The sequence below is a fragment of the Achromobacter seleniivolatilans genome (assembly GCF_030864005.1).
In the GTDB taxonomy this organism is placed as follows: domain Bacteria; phylum Pseudomonadota; class Gammaproteobacteria; order Burkholderiales; family Burkholderiaceae_B; genus Achromobacter; species Achromobacter seleniivolatilans.
Map to the genome: position 1 here is coordinate 486,162 of NZ_CP132976.1, position 21,151 is coordinate 507,312.

Genomic DNA, 21,151 nt, shown 5'->3' on the forward strand with positions numbered 1-21,151 from the left:
CCTTGCAGTGCTGGCGGGCCAGGTTGATCTCTCTACCCATTCAGGCGTTTGCCTGAACGCTGTTGCTTCGCCTTAAGCGCTGTGGCCCGGACAAACACGTCCGGTTGATCCGCAGTCATTCCAGAAATTGAATTCGCAGGGTTGCACCATGTTCAAGTTTCGTTCGTTGATCGTCTGGTCCATCGTATTCACGCAAATGTGGACGCCCGTGTTGGCGCAGACCTTGCCGATCTCGGTGGATAAGAGCGTGGCGGGCGCAAAGCCTTCGGTGGGCGTGAGCAATGGCGTACCTGTGGTCAACATTGCGCCACCCTCGGCGGGCGGCGTATCCAACAATCGCTACACGCAATTCAACGTGGGCCCATCGGGTGTGGTGTTGAATAACAGCGGCGGGGCAAGTCAGTCGCAGCTAGCCGGACAAGTCGCCGGCAATGTCATGCTGGGTAACCAGCGCGCCACCACCATTCTCAATCAGGTCACAGCGCCGAATCCGTCGCAACTGCTGGGCACGCTGGAAGTCGCCGGCAACCGTGCGAACGTCATCGTGGCCAACCCGGCGGGTATTACCTGCAATGGCTGCGGTTTCTTGAATGCAGACCGCGCCACGTTGACGACGGGGCGGCCGCAGGTAGGTCCAGACGGCGGCATTTCTCTGGACGTGGGCGCGGGCAAGATCCGCGTTGAGGGTGAAGGCCTGTATGGGGCCAACATCAGTCAGGTGGATCTGATCGCTCGGTCGCTCGAGATCAACGCGGGTGTCTGGGCGGACCGCCTGAACGTGGTGGCAGGCGCAGCGCAAGTGGACTACGCCAGCGGGGCCGCATCAGCGCAGGCGGGCGAGGGCGCGGCGCCGGCGGTGGCTTTGGATACGGCGGCCTTGGGCGGCATGTATGCCAACAGCATTCGGCTGATCGGCACGGAAGCCGGGGTGGGCGTGAACGTCGGCGCAAACCTGGTGGCATTGACCGGTGATCTGCACGTCAGCGCAGCGGGAGACGTGCGCATCGCGCCCAGTGCCACCGTGCAGGCGGCGCGTGATCTCAGCTTGGCGGCGGGGCGCGACTTGGCCGTGGACGGCGCCGCCCAGGCGTCTGGCGCCGTGGCGCTTGCAGCAGGCCGCAATGCGGACATAAAGGGCGCGGTGGGCGCCGGTGGCCCAGTAGATGTGAATGCGGCGGGCGATGTGACGGTTGCCGCACAGGGGGGATTGCAAACTCAGGGCGCGCTGCGTATTGCCGCGGGACAAGACTTGTCTTTGGCAGGGGCATTGGTCATGGGAGGCCAGGATGTGCGCGCGGATTCCGGCCGCCATATCCGCATCGGCGGCGCGACACCCACGACGGGCACGAACCCTCCGGTGACGGGCGGCACGGGCACGGGATCTGTGGGAGGCGGAAACGCAACGCCAGGGAGCGGCGCAGGCGGCAATACGGGCGGCGGGGCAGGTACGCCCAGCGTGGCGCCCAGCGCATCTGCGGCAGGGGCCGAGTCGAGCGGACTCGTTACCGCAAAGGGCGCCATGGTGTTGAAGGCGGGGCGGGACATGGTGCTGCCCGGGCAGGTGACTGCTGCGGGCGCGCTGCACGCGCAAGCAGGCGGGGACTTGGTGGCAGGCGCCAGCGCGCAGCTGCAAGCTGGCGGCAATGCAGCGATACGCGCCAGCGCAGACTTGCGCGTGGCCGGCATGGTTGGCGCGCGGGGCGATGTCTCGCTGATGGCGGGGCGCGACGCCTGGATGTTGGGCAAAGGCGCAGCCACGGGCCGCGTTGCCATGGAAGCTGGCCGCGATCTAAGCGTTGAAGCACCAGCGCAATGGGACGCCGAGGGCGGCGCCTCCGCGAAAGCGGGCGCAAACATGACCATGGCCGGCACGCTGCGCGCCAATGGCGATATGGAGCTTGCAGCAACCAAGAATCTCGTTGTGGACGGCACGCTGGCGGCAGCATCCGGGGGGCTGAAGGCATTGGCTGGCGGCGATGTTGCGATTGGAGCGCAAGCGCAACTCGCAGCGGCGCAGCGCGTGGGCATTAATGCCGGGGGCGGGCTGCAAAGTTTTGGCAAAGTCACATCGCTGAAGGACCTGTCTTTGCAGGCGGCTGGCAACCTGACGCTGGCGGGCCAAACGCTTGCTACCGGCAATTTGCAGTTGGCAGCAGGAGAGGCCCTGACCGCATCGTCCACCTCGCGCGCGCAGGCTGATGGCTCAATCGTGGCCGACGCAGCCAGCGCAGCGCTGGCCGGTCTTCTTATCGCCGGTCAGTCTGCTCAAGTGGGCACGCGGGGTGATCTGCGGGTGGATGGAACCGTGTTGGCCAACGCCGGCACGCTCACTGCGATCAGCGGCGGCGCCATGGCATTGGGCAGTGCGAGCGTGTTGCAGGCAGGACAGCAACTGAATGCGCAAGCCGGTGGCAATCTGCTTGCAGACGGCACGATCTCGGGTGAGAAGGACGTTCTTCTGACCGCAGGCGCCAACGCCGAATTGAACGGCAAGACGGTCGCCAACGGCTATCTGCGCGCTGACGCAGGCGCTGATCTAAGCATCGGTCAGGGCGGTTTGGCGCAGGGCAGTGGCAAGCTGCTTTTGGGCGCGGGCCAAGACCTGCGCATCGCCGGTACGGCTGGCACCGCCGAAACCGCGCGGGCCACGGGCGGGAACCTGCAAGCGCAAGCGGGCCGGGATTTATTCGTGACGGGCGTCGTCACCGCCAGCTCGCCAGCCAGCCTGTCCGCTACCCGCGATCTCAGCATCGACGGCATCGCGGCCGCGCTTGCAGGCAGCCTCTCGGCGGAGGCCGGGGGCCTGCTGCGCGTGGGCGCAACCGGCCGCATGCAGGCTTCTGAAAATCTGTCCGCAAAGGCGGGCACCCATTTGGACTCTGACGGCGTCATCGTGGCGGCCGGCGACCTCACACTGAATGCTTTGGGCGACGCACGTCTAGGCGGCACCGCCGCAGCATTAGGCGAGAAATCTGCCGGCGCGTTACTGGTGTCCGCCGGGCAGGACGTAATCATCAAGCAGGGCGGGCAAGTCCAGGCCGCAGGCACGCTGACCGCGCAAGCCATGCGCGACCTGAGCGCAGCAGGCGCCCTGACATCGGTAGAAGACATGGCGCTGACCGCCGCGCGCCAAGCGCGTGTGGACGGTACCGCGGCCAGCGATGCGCAACTGACGCTGGCGGCCCGCGACATCGCCGTGGGTGCGACGGGGCTGACACAAGCCGGTCAGACGTTGACGGCAACGGCAGATAAAACATTGCGCGCTGCGGGCCGCATGTTGGCAGGCGTGTCGCAAACACTCATCGCCGGAGACGGCATGACGGTGGACGGCACCGTTGCGGCTCTGCAAGGTGACCTGACGATGGACGTGCTGCGCGGCGATCTGAGCCTGGGCGCAACATCGGTCCAACAGGCGGGCGCCAACATGTCCGCTACCGCAAAGGGCGCATTGCAGGCCTTGGGTTCAGCAGCGGCCGGCCAAGGCATGACGCTGCGCGCGGGCACCGACGCCACGCTGGGCGGGGTGGCCGCCACGCAAGCGGGCGACCTGATCGCAAGCGCCGGCCGCAATCTGATGACGACCGCAAACGGCCAGGTTCAGTCTGGCGCGGCTCTGGACTTCCAGGCAAGCAACGCGCTGACGAACGCAGGCGTGCTGTCCGTGGCCGGTGCGGCCCGTCTAGCTGCGCAAGGCGCTCTTACCAACACGGGTTCGGTGCTGGCGGGCGGCAGTCTGAACGTCACCGCTTCAGGTCAGTTGAACAACGCCGGCCGCTTTATCGCAGGCGTCGACGCGGACGGCAAACTCAGCCAAGCCGGCAGCCTGACGCTGAACGCAGGGTCCATCATGCATGCCGGCACCAGCCTGGCAGGCAAGGATCTGACATTCACCGCCAACGCCATGGACCTGACTGGCGGCAATTTGTCCGCCATCGGCAACGCGCTGTTGACCTCTGCAGGAGACATCACCAGCCGTAACGCCGTCATGCACGGCGGCAACCTGGACATCACCGCCGCCAACCTGCGCAATCAAGGCGGCAAGCTGACTTCGGCCGGCGCCGCCACGCTGAAATTGGGCGGCGAGCTCGACAACACCGCAGGGCTGATTGCCGCCGCAGGCAATGTGCAGATCGAAGCCGCACAGTTGAATAACCGCAACGGCACGCTGGCAGGTGGCGATCAGACCATTACCGCCACAGGCAATCTCGATAATCGCGGCGGCCTGATCCAGGCCGACAACACCCTGACCTTGAACGCCGCCAGCCTGGACAACAGCGCCACGTTGACCGCAGCCGGCGCGCCGGCCAAGGGCGTGCTGGGCAAAGTCGTTGCCATCGTGGCAGACCGGGTGAACAACCAAGGCGGATCAATCAGCGCGGGCCAAGACCTGACGTTGACCACACAGGTATTGGACAACACCGGCGGCGAAGTCGCCGCGCAAAATGCCGCCACGATCCAGGCAGACACCCTGAACAACACGCAGGGCAAGCTGCTGGCAGGCGAGCGCCTGAGCGTGGTGGTCCAGGCGCTGCAAGGCCTGGGCACGCTGCAATCGGTTGGCGATCTGATCTTTAACTACGCGGGCGCCTTGAACCAAAGCGGCAATATTGCCGCCGGACGCGACCTGACCATGACCGTCGGCGGCGCCATGGACAACAGCGCCAAGATCAGCGCCGGACGTGATCTGAACGTCACGGCAGCATCGCTGAACAATCAGGCCAACGGAGAACTGCTGGCCGGGCGCAACAACACGATCAACGTCACCAACGGCCTGACCAACTCCGGTTTGATCGATGGCGCTTCAACACGCATCACGGCAGGGCGAGTCGACAACTTCGGCCGCATCTACGGCGATGCCATTTCGATACGCACCGGAGAATTGATCAACGGTACGGGGGCGGGCGGCGGCGCGGTGATTGCGTCTCGCGGCGGCATGGACTTGGGTATCACGTCGTTATTGAACCGCGATCATGCGCTGATCTATGCAGGCGCTGACCTGCGTATCGGCGGCGTATTGGATGCGAATGGCAAGGCGATTGGGCAGGCGGTATCGCTGGTCAACGCATCGGCGACGATCGAGGCCGCGGGCAATGCCAGTATTTCGGCGGCATCGATTCTGAACCAGAACAAGAGTTATGCCAGTGAAGTGGTGGAGGTGTCTTCCCAACGCAAGGTGTACTTCACGCCGGCGGGTAGCACAGACGTCTACGACGCGGCGACCAATTGGTTGTGCGACGAAGTTACGCCAGCATGCAGCAAGGAGCCTTCTTGGCTTGATGACGACCCGGAACGAATGTTCCTGTTGCCTTCCACCCAGTACCCGGCCGCGCAGTACGGCCCTCCTTTCGACTATGCGCCTTCCTACAAGGGGAAGGGGGGCGTAGACGCCCCTATCGCTCCAGCCCGAATTGCGAACTTGCGTGAGTGCCTGTCAAGCGGAGTTCAAATCGAAGGCTGCGTTGGCAGCACCCGATATGTCCAAGGAGACAGAATTTGGGCTGTCTTTGGCGTGCCGGCCCCGGAAGGAAATATTCCACCGATGATCGAGGTGTGCCGGGGCGTGCAATGTGAAATGGTGTCTACTCCCGAACGTGATGCCGCGATAGCCCGCGATGAGTCGCGGCATGATCAGTTGGACTCGCGAATCCGTGCGTTCAATGCCGACTTCAATAGCCGGTTGGTCGGCACGTTTACCTACTACGACGTCCACGAAACCGTCACTGAGACTCGCACCCTATCGTCTGATCCAGGGAAGATCCTGTCGGGCGGCGCGATGGCATTGAGTGGCACCGTCACGAATGACAAAAGCCAGATTGCGGCGGGTGGGACATTGTCCGTCGCAGGCCCCGCGATCAACAACATCGGTGCAGGGGGCGAGCGGATCATCACACGCACAGGTACGGCTACCGTTACCCAAGCGCGTTCAAGTGACCGCAAGGAATTCTCCAGCCCGTATCAAGTCACCCTGGCTGGAGAATCCATCGAGCTACCGGTAGGCACATCCGGTGGAAACACCTCGGTCTCACTCAGTGGCGGTTCGCCCGGCGCCAGCGGTGGCCGCGCGCCCGGTCCGGTATTGATCGCCAGCATCGGCTTGCCAGGCGGCAACGTCGTCCGTACCGTATCCAACCCCGCCACCATTCCAGACAGCCAGCTGTTCTCAGTCAACGGCGCACCGGATGCGCCGTACGTCGTGGCAACCGATCCGCGTTTCGTCGGCAACCGTCCAACCGTATCCAGCGACTACCTGTTCGACCTGCTGCGCCAGCCCGGTGCACCCGTCGGCAATGCAGGCGCCACAGGCGCCGTCAACGCCGGTCTGGGTAGCACGCCTGGCGGCCTGAACGCGCTGATACCCGCGGGCGCAAAGTTCCTCACGCCCTCCGGACAACCCAAGCGGCTGGGCGACGGCTTCTACGAACAGAAGCTTGTCTCCGACCAAATCCTTGCCACCTCCGGCCAGCGCTATCTGGACGGCTTCAGCGACTACGACAGTCAATACAAGAGTCTGCTGGCGGCAGGCGCAAAATTCGCAATCGACAATGGCATCAAACTCGGCGCGGCGCTGACCGACGCGCAGCAACGCCAGCTCACCACCGATCTGGTCTGGCTGGTTGAACAAACCATCACGCTGCCCGACGGCACGACAGAAACAGTGCTGGTCCCGCAGGTCTACCTGCTGGTGCGCGATGGCGACTTGAAGGGCGACGGCACACTCATGGCCGGCCGCGACGTCAAACTCGCCGCCGACGGTGACATCGTCAACAGCGGCACCATCGGCGCACGCGAAGCCACGGTCTTGACCGCCGCCAACATCGTCAACCAGGCGGGCGGCCTGATCCAGGGCGCCGTCGTCAACCTTGCCGCGCGCGAAGACCTGACCAACTTGGTGTCGCTGATCAAGGGCGACAACGTCACCTTGGCAGCCGGACGCGACATTGCCCTGACATCCACCTCGGCGTCAGAGAACAACGGCAGTACGTGGGGATCGTATGTAAGTGGTGTGTCTCGCGTGGACGCGGGCAGCCTCAGTATGCAGGCGGGTCGGGATTTGACGCTGACTGCGGCGCAAGTCACAGTCAAGGACGATGCGCGGTTGCAGGCGGGGCGTGATATTGCCCTGGGCACGCTGACTGAGAGCCACGGCGAGTCCTTGGTTCTGAACAGCAAGAACCGTCATGACCTTGCCACCAGCAACGAAGTTGGCACATTCATTGATGCCGGCGGCAACCTTATTTTGACAGCAGGGCAAGACATCAACGCGCGTGCTGCTGATGTGAGCGCAGGCAAGCAGTTGAAAGTTGTCGCTGGGCGGGACATCAACCTCACCGAAGGAGAGGCCTCTGCCTTTGCTCGTGATGAGGTGTATTTCAAGACTCGAGGTTTTTTCTCCAGCAAGAGCACGCACTCGATCGATTCAGAGGCGTGGACACGCGCGCAAGGATCGACGTTCAGTGGGGATGGAGTGGTATTCGATGCGGGTAGGGATGTTTCTCTTACCGCCTCACAAATCTTGGCCAGCAAAGACATTTTTCTGGATGCAGGTCGCGATCTGCGGGTAGAAGCCGGAACCAACAGCTACGCTGAGAGCCACTACGAACGAGTCAAGAAAAGCGGCTTTTCGGTTGGAGGCGTGGGCATTTCCTACAAAACCAGCGATGCCCAGTCGAAGCAGTCGGTAGATGGCGTCACGCAAAGCGACGCACGCAGCTTGATAGGTACTACAGGCGGCAACGTCATCATTACGGCGGGTCAGAATGCGCTGATAGCAGGCAGCGACATTGTCGCTGGTAAGGCTGAGCACGACTCCGGCCGAAACTCGGGCAACATCGACATTCAGGCAGAAAACGTCGCCATCGTGTCAGGCCGTGATGTTGAAAGTACTCACAACGAGTACTCCCTCAAGCAGAGCGGATTCGGAGTGGCCTTGGTGGGGACACCGGTGGACACCTTCAAGAATTTGTCCGCAGCGGGGGCCGCCAAGGCGAAGGCGCAGGAGCTTGCGCACAGCGGCGCCACTACTCCTGGCGTGACGTTCTCCGTGAGTAGCAGCAAGAGCAGCGGATCGTTTGACTCCTATAGCCAAGTGAGCAGCGGGTCGTCGCTGAGCGCCGCTGGCGACATTGTGATTCGCGCTACCGGCAGCGGCGCGCGGGATGCTTCTGGCCGGGCACAAGATGGAGACCTGCTGGTCTCCGGATCCAGTCTGCGCGCTCAAGGCGGCGTGGTGTTAGATGCCAAGCGCAATATCGCCATCGTCGGATCCGACAATCGCCAAACTCAAACCAGTGCCGAATCGAGCAAGAGCACGAGTTTCTCATTCGGCAGTATGAGTCTGGGCGATATAGGTCGCGCCGTTGACGGCGGGCCGAACTCCGGAGGGGTCAAGATGTTCCCTTACGGCAGTGAGGTTGCGCAGTCGAAGGATCAGGCTCTAGGGACATGGCAAACATCTTCGCTAATTACCGGCAACAGCGTTTACCTGAGCAGCCGCGAAGGCGACATTCGTATTGCTGGGTCCGCTGTTGATGCCGTTAACAATGTGACTATTGCCGCCAGCAATGGGGCGGTCGTCATAGATACTGGCAACGCCACCCGCGACCATAGCAGCAGCTACAGCAACAAATCGGTTGGAGACCTTGGCAAAGAAGGCAACGGATTCACCGTGGGCGTGCGTGGCAGCAGCGGCGGCCTGGATGAGCGTAGCAGCACGCCCAGTGCAGCTGGCAGCACGATAGTCAGTCGGCAAGGTGATGTCTCGATCATTGCAATGGAAGATGTCCTTATTCGAGGGAGTGACATCCGAGCCAACCGCGACATCTTGATTGGTGGCCAAACGGTCACGATCGACGGCAGCTTCGACACAAGTATCTATCGGCAATTCCAGGAAGTCAGCCAGGTTGGCGTGACGCTCAGCGCCAGCAATCCCGTCGTCAGCGCCGTGCAAAGCACCAATCGCATGCGCGAGGCGGCGCAGAACACCAACAACGGCCGCCTCCAGGCTATTGCTGCCGTTGCAGCAGGCCTGGCTGCCAAGAATGCCTATGACGCTGTCGCCAAAGATCCATCCAAGGTGGGTGGTATCAACTTCAACGTGGATCTGGGTGCCAGCAGCTCCAGTCAAACCACCTCAGGCCAAAGCAGCAACGCAAACGGCACGGCCATCGCCGCTGGGCGGGATCTTACGATCATCGCAGCCGGCAAGGGAGACGAATCCGATATCGTCGTGTCCGGTTCGAACTTGGCGGCGGGGCGCAACGTGCTGCTCGACGCCGAAGGTGACCTGCTGCTTACCGCGCAGCAGAACACCGCCAGCCAGAAGACAGATGGCAAGAGCAGCAATGCAAGCATCGGAGTGGGTTTCTCGATCGGTGGAACTCAGCAAGGTTTCAGCATCAATCTTGGAGCGGGCGGAAGCAAGAGCAAGAGCGACGGACAGGATTCGACGTGGAACAACACTCATGTCCAAGCCGGCAATGTAGTCACCATGAACTCTGGCGGCGACACAGTGCTGCGCGGCGCCCAGGTGAGCGCTGACCGGATCGTGGCGACCGTTGGCGGCAATCTCGTAGTGGAGAGCCTGCAAGATATCAGCAACTACGCCGCTCGCGATCGTAGCGTGGGTGTCCAGGTCAGCCTATGCATTCCACCCATTTGCTACGGTGCAAGCTCAGTTAGCGGCAATTATGGCCAGACAAAAATCAACAGCCAATACGCCAGCGTCACCGAACAGACGGGGCTGTGGGCTGGTGACGGTGGCTTCCAATTGGACGTGGGCAAGAACACCGGTCTGATAGGCGGCGTCATCGCCAGCAGCGACAAGGCAGTCGCCGACGGCAAGAACGTGTTGATCACCGGCACGCTGACTAGCCGCGATGTGGAAAACCGCGCCAGCTATGAAGGCCAGTCGATTCAGTTGGGCGGAGGCATTAGCTTCGGCGGTGGCAAGGACGACGACAAGACCAAGAGCAACCTCGGCACGGATAGCAAGGGCGAGGTTGCAGGTGGCAGCAAGGCGACGCCGAACTCCAACCTGGCCACCTTCAACGGCGTCGGCGCAAACGTTCCAGTCGTAATGGGCGCCAGTGGCGAATCCAGTTCCACCACGCTTAGCGGAATCAGCGGCGGCAAGATCGTCATTCGTGATGAGGCAGGGCAGAAGGCCCTGACCGGGCAGACGGCTGCGGAAGTTATCGCAGCACTGAATCGCGACACGAAGGACACGTTAAATAGCCTGGATCCCATCTTCGATGAGAAGGAGATACGAGCGGGATTTGAAATCGTCGCGGAAGTCAGCCGGCAAGCCGGGCAGTTTTTGACGAATCGGGCGGAGGAGGCGGATGCGCTGTCGAAGGAGCTGGTCAATGAATTGAAAAAGCCCGATGGCGGTGATACTGCTCGTATCACCGCGTTGGCCGACGAATTGAATGCCGCAATGAAGTGGGGGCCGGGAGGTGAGTACCGTTTGATCGTCAACGCGCTCATAGGCGGTGCGGCAGGCAACGTTACAGGAGGCGTATCGGGGTTTGTCCAAGCGAGCGCTGTCAATTATCTACAAGGCCTGACTGCTCAACAGATCAAGCTGTATTCAAACATGCTTGGCGAAGGTGTCGAGGCCCAGGCTGCTCGTGCGGCGCTACACGCGGTGGTTGGATGTGCTGCGGGTGCCGCGCGTGGCGATGGCTGCGGCAGCTCTGCACTTGGCGCAGGTGCCGCCTCGGTGGTAAATGCGTTGCTCGATGCCGCAACCGGTAAGTCTGGCTCAGCATTGTCATCTGAAGAAAAGGAAGCTCGTAGTAATTTGGTTTCAACCCTATTGGCTGGTGTGGCGGCAGGGTTGGGCGCAGATGCGAGCGCGGTGGTCAATAGCGGCAGGCTAGAGACTGAAAACAATGCAGTTGGGACCTTGCTTAAGCGCGGTGGCATGTTGGCACTGGGCGCGTGCTTCCGCTCGACAGCGTGCCAGGAAAAGGTGATTGGACCTGCGGCGTTCATCGCCCTGAGTGCCATGGTGGCCGAACTGACCGCCACGCACCCTGGGCTGTCCGCCGATCAAGCGCTACTGATTGCGACAACCCGGTACATCTCCTCTGTCGGTGTATCCGAAAGTTTGCCGGGGAAGTCCGCAGAACCCATGCCGCCGATTGGGGTGCCACCGGGCGACGGTGCGGAGGGGCTGCCGAATACACAACTACCCGGTCAATCTGGAGAAGTGCCGCAGCTTGGAGGTGTGCCAGGGCAGGGCAATAATGGTCCGGCGGGTGGGACGACTACTACTACGCCAATGCCCGACGAGCAAGGGCCGGAGTTGATATACAACGAAGACGGAGGCCAAACAGGTTCTGCGGGTGAGGCGGGGCGATTAATAGGGCAGAAACGCGAGGCCACAGTGGCGGTTATCGTCAATGGATCGGTCTCTGGCGAACAAGTTGTCGTACTCGGCCTGGGCTCGACAGATATCGATGTTGTCGCATCTAACGGGAACTTGGTCGCGGTAGGTGGGCCAGCAAAGGCCAACAATCTTGGGAAACTCGGTCAAGAACTTCGAATCTATAGAGCAATAGCTGAGCAACGAGGAGTTTTCGCCGAAGCGTACTTTGCCGACGGCACCCCGCAGTCAGTAATCAAGCTTGCCACGAAAATTCTCGGTGAAAATCATGTCAAAATTTTTAAAGGAGGCGAATGATGGCTTGCCCAGTATTAAAGGTTCTCATTCCAGAGGTGCTGGAAAAAGCATTTTCCATTGTCGTCGGGCTATTCGAGGAGTGCGGTTTGACCGTTGAAAATCCCGGTAACTCCAGGATTACAACGTGGAGCAATTCTGGAGATCAGGAAGAAGTCGCAAAAGGGAGTTTGTTCTCCGAGGTGGTGAATGAACATATTACTAATGTTCAATTCTGGAGCTCGCCTGGGGATGACGTTTTTGTTTCTTGGAAGCAAGACTCTTCAGGGTGCATATTTTCATTTTATTTGAAAGGTGTCGATCGTGCTGTCGCCGCAGAATTAGTATTGAAATTTGCGGAAGTGGTGCTAGTAGAATATAAATTGAAATACGGGGACGGTGATGCGTTGGCTATCACCTTCGAGTAAAAAAACGGATGTCAAATTAGGTATTGCCGTTATTTTTACCAAGAAAGTAGTTTGAGTTTTAAATCTAAGCGGATTATGCAGGCAGTACAGTGGATTTCATGTGGACTGATGCCACCAAGTCCGACCAGATAAATTAGTTCTTTTACAATAATTCCCTGCAAAATCAACGGCAATTGATTCTTCACGTTGAGAAGGCTGAGATTGTTCCTCTGATTTATAGAAATTTAAATTCGGTAAACCAGGCTATGGTGAATTCATGGATTAAGGCTCTCACTCCTGAGCAGCAGGGAAAAATTCTTATTTTGAGGTGACTTCAATGGCGATGCTTATTTCTGTTGGCGAGGGTAGCGGGCCACCAGGTGCAGGTTGGTCCGTTTCTGAAGGAGTGTTCGACTGTATTGTTGAGGCTACAAGGAAATTATTCAAGGATGATGAAGTGTGTTGCCTGAATGAAATATATTCTCCTCTTGATGATCAGGGGCAGAATTTCATCGTTTTGGATTATGTAGATGTGCGTTGCTTTAATCTTTTTTACTCTTATTGCAAGAGGGCGATGGAAGACTTTCCTCGTTCAGAAAGAGGTGGGGTGGTTCCTGAAAGCCATATTCCAGGGATCTTATGGAATTGGGCCGAAGTCTTAAGGCTTAGGAGGGAGGACTCCAGGTATAGGACTTTTAAATAGCTGTAATCGTTAATGACAACCACAGGCATATCGCCGCCCGGATATTGGGACGAGATGTCGAGGTGGTTCCTGGAGTCGTGTCGAGTTCGATGTGAGGAAATGTGAAGCCGGTATCCGATATTAAAGTTGATTATACGGATTGGAATAAAAGATGATTGTCCTTCAATATAAAACGGGTGATTCTTCGGCGCTGGATCTAGTACGTTGGTTGGCGCAAATTTTTAAAAACTGAATTTGCATCGGATAGTTTTTGATGGAAGGATTATGCATGAATGTAACTTCTCCAAGTCGTCGCTAAGAAATGCTGGATTCGTAGGAACCGATCTTCTAACGCGAAGCTGCAAGGCGCTTTGCTGATGAATGCTTACTTTATGCGCGCCGCCCTCAAAGGATGCAACTTCACAGACGCAGTGTTGGTGGGAGCCGATTTCATACGTGCAGATCTGACCGGCGCAAAGCTCTCAAATTCAGACGTCCGATTTTGCAGCTTTAAGGATGCCACGTTAGGGGGGCAGGCCTTGGGGTCATCAATGTGGAAAGTGCGGATTGGTCCGGTGCGGTTTACGATGCAAGGACGGTATGGCCTGCAGGGTTTGATCTGGCAGGGCTTAGCTTGTGAGGGGCACGGAAAGATAAATAATCGATAATTAAGATGCTCGAATATTCAGTTTGTTAAGCAAGTGATCGATGCAGTGGCCGGCATTAAAGTTAAATATGCGGCGAGTGCTCAGCAGCGTCAATGTCTTGAATGTGCGCAGTGGTGATCGCATTTGCAACTTTCATCTAAGGCGTCGGCTGCCGGAATAATTCCCTCACGTGGCAAAAGGTTAAAGTCCAATCCAGCTTCTAAGCTCCCAGCAAGTCCGCAGCTACCACTTAACTTTAAAACGTTCGATTTTTATGATTCGTCAACGGAGTAATTGCTGAGCAATACGGGTCTCCGCCGAGGCTTACTTTGCCGAAGGCTAAATATGCAGGGGAGATGCTTTCTTGATAAATAGTCGAGTGCGGCTTATCAAGCGATCGAATCAATACGACCAGTGCCGCAACAAAGCGAGCCTGTTCCATTCATCCAACACCCTTTCGGAAAATCCGATGTCCAGATTTGTATCTACGCTGCTTGCCTCGATTTTTGTGTTTGCCGCCACTTCGGCGTTGGCGGCAGACAATTCGCCGGCGTCGGCGAGCGAGGCGCTCCGCCTGTTCGCGAGATGCGATGCATCGTTGTTTAACGCGCTTAAAGAAAATCCGAATCTGTTTGGACCAGCGGCAGAGGTTAAAAAGCGGGCCAACGCGGCGACCATCGCGGTCGGCAATCCGCTTTCCGAGAAGGGGCGGGATCAGGTTTTCAGCGAGCCGATTGATGTTGACGGGCTGCGCCTGATCGCCTGGCACGATGAGGTTTCCTATGACATAGATTTCGGCGGCTTCCTATTCTGGGGGTTCAAGGCGGAAGGCAGCCTCAAAGCCGTGGCCAAGAAAATCAATGCCGTATTGCCCGCCTCGGGAAAACTTGCCGATGGGGGCGATGTATGGGCTCGTGCCGAAATTCGTAGGGTTGGCGACCCGGCAGATTCATGGCGCCCGAGTGGCCTCGAAACCAGTACGGTGACTCCGAAGGGTAGCGTCGAGCGCGTACTCATGCTCCAAAGTGACACTGCCGATCAGACCAACGTCCTTTGCACGCTCCAGGGTTCAATTACGCCAACGCTGCTCCAGGCCATGCGTCCCGACCTGACCAACGCTGAGTATCCGCAATGAAGCCGCTCATCTTAGCAACGCTAGCCGTCCCCCTGGCTCTGCTTTCGGCCTGCACCGCCTCGCAGGGGGCGGATCTTGTGGAACGCACGCCGACGAGCCAGGCTAGCCCGTGCACCCAGACGAGCAATCTGAAATTTACCGAGGACAGTGAAGGGTTCAAAGATCCGGACCACGCCATTCGGCTGCTGTCCACTTGTCTTTCAAGCTGGCCCGACGCGCCGACCCGTTATCGGGCGCTCACGCTGCAAACGCGCGCCGTCGCCCATAGGCAAAAGAAGGACTATACGCATGCCATTGCAGACCTCGAGGAATCGTTGCGCTTGGCGCCTGCACGCACAGGTTGGGACATCATTGGACTTGCCAGCGATTATCGGGATGGAGGACAACCGGAACGGGCGGTCGAGTTGCTTCGGACCATGCTCCAGGACAACATGGGTCTAAGAGGCAAGGGCACGCCCCCTGGCATGCCGAGTTACTACCATCTCGGCCGGTCACTGCTCGCGCTACAGCAGTGGTCGAGTGCCGCAGACGCCTTTTCCGAAGGCATGAATTACCAACCGGATTATGTCTGGGCATACGCCTATCGCAGTTTGGCCTACGACCGGATGGAGCAGTCGGGACTGGCGCAAGCCGACCTCGATAAGGTGCGTTCCTTGATCGGGAAGTCCAAACCAGATGCCCGCAAGCGAGACGGCCAGATCCTTCAGGAGCCGCCATTCGTGGAATTGTTGACGAAGTATCCCGGCAATTAGGTTTCTGGTTAAGCCAATGATTAACTAAGGTGTCAGACTCTACTTTCCCTGCCGTGGTTCGGAAAGGTAATCCCCCCCCATTTTTAGCGATTGCCAGAAGTAGAAACGCTATGCAGCCATGGCTAGCCGCTGTTTGGGGGTGAAGCGGCCCAGTGCCATATTTGGGCGTTCGTGATTGTAGGACCACATCCATTCGGTCGCGGCGCGCAGCACATGATCCAGGTCGTCCCAGTGGTATTGAGATAACCATACGTAGCGCACGGTTCTGTTGAATCGCTCGACGTAGGCATTCTGCTGTGGCTTGCCCGGCTGGATGTACACCAGCTTGATACCCCATTGCGCAGCCCACTCGGTGATGGCAGCGCTTAGATATTCCGGTCCGTTGTCGCAACGTATCGCCAGCGGCTTGCCCCGCCAACCGATAATCTGCTTTAAGGATCGGATCACGCGCTCGGACGGCAGCGAGAAGTCGATTTCAATGCCCAGGGCTTCCCGATTGAAGTCATCGATCACGTTGAATAATCGGATGCTTTGGCCATCGACCAACTGATCGTGCATGAAGTCCATCGACCATACATGGTTGAGCTGGTTCGGCACGGTCAGTGGCTCGGGCGCTTGCCGCACCAGGCGCTTACGCGGCTTGATGCGAAGATTCAGCTCCAGATCTCGATAGATACGGTAGATCCGCTTGTGATTCCATGCGTAGCCCTTGACGTTGCGCAGATACAGATAGCACAGCCCAAACCCCCAATTGCGGTGGTTGTCTGTAAGCCGCACCAGCCAGTCTGCAATCTCATCGTTCTCGGTGCTGCGCTTGCAGACGTACCGGTAGCAGGTCTGGCTGATGCCAACCACCTCGCAGGCCAGGCGCATTGAAATCCCACGCTCGCGCACCATGTGCTGGGCCATCTCGCGTCGACGAGATGGCCTCACCACTTTTTTTCGAGTGCCTCCGCTCGAAGCTCGGCTTTGAGCTTCTCCTCGACATACATCTTGCGAAGCCGGGCGTTCTCGGCCTCCAGCTCCTTCATCCGCGACATCATTGACACATCCATGCCGCCGAACTTAGCCCGCCATTTGTAGAACGTAGCCGAACTGATTCCCAGCTCGCGGCACAGCTCGGGCACTGGCAAGCCTGCCTCGGCCCGCTTGATTGCTTCGATGATCTGGCTCTCCGTAAATCTCGACTTCTTCATGCTGTAGAACTCCTCAACGAGAAAATTCTACTTCTGGATGCGACGCTTCTATGGGGGGATTCCCTTCGCAGCTTTTGAGTTATTTCTTCGCAATTGCCGTACACGAGTTGTTCGACAAGCCAAGTGTGGAGTGCCGCGATCTCAGCCTGCGGCCACACGGTTTGTTCAACATGGCTGTGCTGTCTGAGACGCTTCCTTCAACTCCCATCCTGCCTTCCCCCCCCACATCAACCGATGCGTCGGCGCAATCGCCGCCAGAAAATCCATATCGTGCGACACCACCACCATCGCACCCGGATACTCCTTCAGCGCACCCTCCAACGCTTCCGCCGATGCGATATCCAGATGGTTCGTCGGTTCATCCAGCAGCAGTAATTGCGCAGGCTGTCTACGCCACAACGCGCAGGCTAGGGCCGCCTTGATGCGTTCGCCGCCACTCATCGCCGCCGCTGGCGTATCGACCACCGCTGGTCCCAATCCCAGCAATGCCAGGCGGCTGCGTAGTTCACCTTGTGGCAAGGATGCGCCGAGCGCATCCAAGGTCTGCAACAACGATTGATCTGCCGGCAGCCCCGCCGCCCGTTGATCCAGCATCGCCGTGGGGACGCGGACGTCGCAAACACCCTGCCGTGCGTTCAACTCACCCGCCAACATCGCTAACAAGGTGCTTTTTCCGCATCCATTCGGTCCGTGAATCGCCAGCCGGAAGGGGCCGGACAGGCTTAACGTCAAGGGCTGCGCTTTGGATGGATAGGGCGGCATCGCGTCTTCCAGATGCAAGACTCGCCGCCCTCTGGGGACTGCCGTTTCCGGCAGGGCCAGGGCTATGGGCGGCATTGCTGCCACACGCGCTGCGGCTAGTTTGACGGCGTCATCCAATGCCGCACCAGTTTGCTGACGCCGCAGGCGTTCGCGCCCGGCGTGGCCTTCGGCGTTGTTTTTCTTCATGCCCAGCAAGATGGGCGCTTGGTTGGAGTCGCGAGCTTGGCGGGCGTTGCGGGCGCTGCGTTGTTGTTGCGCATCGTATTGTTGCCGCAGTGCGCGCAAGCCAGATGCGCGTTCGTTGCGGGCATGGGCCAGCGCGGCGTTGGCGGCGGCGTCGCGCAGGTCGCGTTGAGTCCGGTAGGCGCTGTAGTTGCCGGGATGGCCGCTGAGCTTGCCGCGCTCTAATTCGACGATATGGGACATGGCGTCGAGCAACGTGCGATCGTGGCTGACGACGATCAGGCCACCGCGCCAGTTGCTGATTTTTTCCATGAGCCAACTGCGCGCGCGGGTGTCCAAGTGATTGCTGGGTTCGTCCAGGAGCAAGCCGTCCGACCCTTGCAGCAGAGCGCCGGCGAGCGCTACGCGGGTCAGCTCGCCACCGCTTGCCGCGCTGGCGGGATGGTCGGGCGGCCAAGCTGGCAAGCCTGCGTCGGCAAGCATTCGGACCCAGTCGTCATGAATCAGCCAATGACCATCGGCCAGATCGAAATCCGTTTGATTGGCGCTTCCTGCTTCGATGTTGGACAAGGCGCGCAGGATGGCGCCGATGCCAGCGACATCGGCCAGCGTGCAGCCGGGCTCAACGGTTTGGGTTTGGGGTACGTAGGCAATGTGCCCATGGCGCCCGACGCGGCCAGCTAGTGCGGGCAGGTTGCCGTGCAATATGCGCAGCAGTACGGACTTGCCTGCGCCGTTGCGGCCGATCAGTCCGTGGCGGGTCGCGCCGAAATCGTGGCTGACGCTATCCAGCAGAACACGGCCGTCCGGCAGCGCGTAGCTGACGTGGTGCAAGCTGATGAAGGGAGCAGCCGAGGGCGGCTGTGAATGCGCCTGATACGGCGCGTACGAAGACTGGGCCATGGAAAGCTCTCCGGGTCGATGAGACGCCTTGCACGCATAGGGCAAGGAGGATCAGGGGGAGGGCTTAAAGAATCATGGCCTTGCGGATCTCCGTGGCGGGATGAATGGACTGTTCGAACGAGGCTGCGCAGGAAAGTTCCCACGAGGAGCGGGTTGGGCGGCCAGGCAGAAGAATATCAGCCCTCTAGCATCCGAAGATCGGGCGGCCGGTTTTCTATTATTGCTTCCATGCTGAAGAACCCGGTCACGGTCGACAGCTCAAAATCCGTGATCAGCTTTTGGTAGAAGCGGTCATAGCCCGCCATGCCACGGCAAACCACTTTGATCAGGTAATCCCAGTCGCCGCCGATACGATAGAACTCGGTCACCTCGGGCAAGCGTTCAACATGCTGGCGAAATCCGTCGGCCCAGACTTTGGCGTGGTGGCTGGTGCGGATCATGACAAACACGGTCAGATCAAGGCCCAGCGCAGCCAGACTGACCTCGGCGCGCGTGCCACGGATGATGCCGCAGGCGTTCAAGCGCTGAAGCCTGCGCCAGCAGGCGTTTTGCGACAAACCCACCCGGTCGGCGAGCTCGCGCTGAGACAGCGCGCCATCTTTTTGCAGACAGGAAATAATACTTAGATCAAGTTTGTCTATTTTTTCCATGGATTCGATCATTTGATCTGTTTTTGCGTATTTTTGGCAAAATTTCGGTGATGTTTCATGTTGGCATCCATCGTATGATATTTCGGAATATCTCGGAACAAGCATCACATGAATACGCCCACCGCCACGACCAGCCCTTTGCAGCAATTTCAAGACAGCCTGAAAACCGGCGATGCCGCAGCCGCGCTCGCCGAAGGTCTTGTCGGCAAAGATGCCTTCATCGACGGCCCCTTTGGTCAAAAGCCGCTGGTCTACGCCGACTACGTCGCATCAGGCCGGGCGCTCATGCAGGTCGAGCGCTTTGTTCTGGAACAAGTGCTTCCGTATTACGCCAACTCGCATACCGAGGCGTCCTACTGCGGTGGTTTCATTACGCGCTTGCGCCGCGAGGCGCGCGCTACTGTCGCCCGTTGTTGCGGCGCGGATGAAGACCATGCGGTAATTTTTGCGGGGTCGGGCGCGACGGCGGGTATCAACAGACTGGTGCATCTGTTTGGCGTGCATGCGGCGATTGCGGCGGGCCGGAAAGTCCGCGTGATCATTGGTCCGTACGAACATCATTCGAATATCTTGCCCTGGCGCGAGTGCGGCGCCGAGATCATCGAAGTCGCCGAAAGCGCAGAAGGCGGTCCCGATATGGCCGAGCTGGCCACGGCGCTGAAAGCCTCGGACGATACGCTGGTCATCTGCGCGCTGTCGGCCGCTTCTAACGTGACCGGAATTGTGGCCGATGTTCCCGCCATTACCCGGTTGGTCAAACGATCGGGCGCCAAAATGTTGTGGGACTACGCGGGCGGCGCACCTTATCTGTCTATCCAGATGTCGCCTGCCGCAGATGCGCAGATCGACGCCATCGTTTTCTCACCCCACAAGTTCATCGGCGGCCCAGGCGCATCGGGCGTGCTGATCGTGCGCCGCGACGCCGTGGTCGGCACGACGCCGACCTGGCCGGGCGGCGGCACCGTCAAGTTCGTTTCCCCAGTAGGCCACGATTACAGCGCCAGTCTTGAATCCCGCGAAGAGGCCGGCACGCCTAACGTCATCGGTGACATTCGTGCGGCATTGGTTCTGCTGGTGAAGGAAGCCTTGGGCGCTGAATTCATGCAGCAGCGCAATGACCATTTTGTGCAGCGGGCGCTCGCCGCATGGAAGGGCTCGGAACAGCTGGAACTGCTGGGGTCGTTGACGGCCATTCGCCTGCCGATCTTCTCGTTCCGTGTGCGCAACGGCAAGGGCGGTTTTGTGCATCAGCAGTTGGTGACGCGTATGTTGAGCGACCGGTTCGGCATTCAGGCGCGTGGCGGCTGCGCCTGCGCTGGGCCTTATGTCCATCGCCTGTTGGACATAGACGCGGATCAGTCATTGCAAATGCGGAAGGCCATTCTGGACGGCCGCGAAATCGAAAAACCCGGTTTTGTGCGCTTGAATTTCAGCGCTCTGCTGTCGGACGCCAAGGCCGATTTCATTTTGGAATCGGTGCTTGCGCTGGCGGCTGATGCCACCGACTTCGAGTGCCTCTACGGATTCGATCCCAGTCGCGCCATCTTCTTTCCGCAACCTGCGGAACTGGCCGCTGTTGCCTGATGCGTTCTTGAATGCCGCCGCCCCCGTGCAGTTTGGGGCGTCGGCGGCAACGCCGTCAGTCTTTCATATGCCGGCCGCAGGTGCGTATCCACGAGGCTTTCAGATCGGTAAGTTCGTCCGATGCCTGACTGAGCGTGCGCACGACTTGGTCCGAGAATGTGGCGCCCTTGCGGCGGCACGCTTCGAAGTCGTCGCTAAGCGCAAAACGCGCGTCCAGAAGATCCAGGCGGCCCTGGCATAGCTCCCGGTTCAGCAGTAGATCATTTGCCGCTTCCCGCGTGCGCTGTAAATCCTGCGCCTGCTTGACGCTGGCCAGCCCGGCATTCACCTGGGCCACGCAATCGTCGTCGGCGTGGGCAGACCCGCCTGCAAAGGCGGCGATGATCAGTAGGGCGGCCAGGGGCCGTCGGTGTATTGCTGCCATGCGGAAAACCTTGGTGGTGCGCTTAGAAAGGATTGCATCATAACTGCTGTGAAAACGCGGCCGCCGATGTTGCGGCGCGGGGTCTTCCACAGCATGGAAAACCAGTATGGCAAATCGCTTGAACGCGTCTACCATCGCTAACAGGTCAACGATTTCAAAGATCC

The 21,151-nt window shown here is 59.5% G+C and carries 12 protein-coding genes and 1 pseudogene; 9 read left to right on the forward strand and 4 right to left on the reverse strand.

Annotation, left to right across the window (positions count from 1 at the left end; all coding sequences use genetic code 11):
- Positions 1–148: 148 nt before the first annotated feature.
- The 8 genes and pseudogenes from RAS12_RS02235 (at position 149) to RAS12_RS02255 (ending at position 15,285) form a co-directional block, all read left to right on the forward strand.
- Positions 149–11,686, forward strand: coding sequence for a hemagglutinin repeat-containing protein (locus RAS12_RS02235; RefSeq protein ID WP_306944873.1), 11,538 nt, complete (start codon positions 149–151; stop codon positions 11,684–11,686).
- Positions 11,683–12,090 carry a hypothetical protein gene (locus tag RAS12_RS02240; RefSeq protein WP_306944874.1) on the forward strand — a complete coding sequence of 136 codons (408 nt, stop codon included), beginning with the start codon at positions 11,683–11,685 and terminating at the stop codon, positions 12,088–12,090. The genes RAS12_RS02235 and RAS12_RS02240 overlap by 4 nt, the downstream gene beginning before the upstream one ends.
- Before the next feature lie 152 nt (positions 12,091–12,242).
- Positions 12,243–12,401: pseudogene (locus RAS12_RS30995) on the forward strand (hypothetical protein); the annotation flags it as partial.
- Positions 12,402–12,406: 5 nt separating this feature from the next.
- Positions 12,407–12,772, forward strand: coding sequence for a hypothetical protein (locus RAS12_RS02245; RefSeq protein ID WP_306944875.1), 366 nt, complete (start codon positions 12,407–12,409; stop codon positions 12,770–12,772).
- Positions 12,773–13,006: 234 nt separating this feature from the next.
- Positions 13,007–13,129 (forward strand): hypothetical protein, encoded by a 123-nt coding sequence (locus RAS12_RS31000; protein ID WP_371321241.1) that lies wholly within the window; start codon positions 13,007–13,009, stop codon positions 13,127–13,129.
- The gene (locus RAS12_RS31005; RefSeq protein ID WP_371321286.1) at positions 13,111–13,419 is read left to right on the forward strand and encodes a pentapeptide repeat-containing protein; all 309 of its coding nucleotides are present in this window, start codon (positions 13,111–13,113) and stop codon (positions 13,417–13,419) included. Before RAS12_RS31000 ends, RAS12_RS31005 begins: the two co-directional genes overlap by 19 nt.
- Positions 13,420–13,777: 358 nt before the next feature.
- Positions 13,778–14,533, forward strand: coding sequence for a hypothetical protein (locus tag RAS12_RS02250; protein WP_306944876.1), 756 nt, complete (start codon positions 13,778–13,780; stop codon positions 14,531–14,533).
- Positions 14,530–15,285: a tetratricopeptide repeat protein gene (locus tag RAS12_RS02255; RefSeq protein ID WP_306944877.1), complete on the forward strand. Its 756-nt coding sequence runs from the start codon at positions 14,530–14,532 to the stop codon at positions 15,283–15,285. Before RAS12_RS02250 ends, RAS12_RS02255 begins: the two co-directional genes overlap by 4 nt.
- A 108-nt stretch (positions 15,286–15,393) precedes the next feature.
- On the opposite strand, the gene RAS12_RS02260 is transcribed toward RAS12_RS02255, so the two are convergent.
- From RAS12_RS02260 to RAS12_RS02270, 3 genes are all read right to left on the reverse strand, one after another.
- Positions 15,394–16,481, reverse strand: a protein-coding gene (locus RAS12_RS02260) for an IS3 family transposase (protein ID WP_306944878.1) whose coding sequence is annotated in 2 segments (ribosomal slippage) — positions 15,394–16,229 and positions 16,229–16,481 — 1,089 coding nt in all. Because the reading frame shifts where the segments join, the coding sequence is not laid out codon by codon here.
- 165 nt (positions 16,482–16,646) lie between these two features.
- On the reverse strand, positions 16,647–18,329 hold the full coding sequence (locus RAS12_RS02265) for an ABC-F family ATP-binding cassette domain-containing protein (protein WP_306944879.1): 1,683 nt from the start codon (positions 18,327–18,329) through the stop codon (positions 16,647–16,649).
- Positions 18,330–18,505: 176 nt separating this feature from the next.
- Complete coding sequence (locus RAS12_RS02270; RefSeq protein WP_306944880.1) at positions 18,506–18,979, reverse strand: Lrp/AsnC family transcriptional regulator; 474 nt, start codon at positions 18,977–18,979, stop codon at positions 18,506–18,508.
- Positions 18,980–19,087: 108 nt separating this feature from the next.
- Here RAS12_RS02270 and RAS12_RS02275 point away from each other — a divergent pair, with 108 nt between their 5' ends.
- A complete protein-coding gene (locus RAS12_RS02275; protein ID WP_306944881.1) occupies positions 19,088–20,563 on the forward strand; it encodes an aminotransferase class V-fold PLP-dependent enzyme in 1,476 nt (491 codons plus the stop codon).
- A gap of 55 nt (positions 20,564–20,618) precedes the next feature.
- Here the strand turns inward: RAS12_RS02275 and RAS12_RS02280 are convergent, their stop codons facing one another.
- A complete protein-coding gene (locus RAS12_RS02280; RefSeq protein WP_306944882.1) occupies positions 20,619–20,987 on the reverse strand; it encodes a hypothetical protein in 369 nt (122 codons plus the stop codon).
- Between the last annotated feature and the right edge of the window lie 164 nt (positions 20,988–21,151).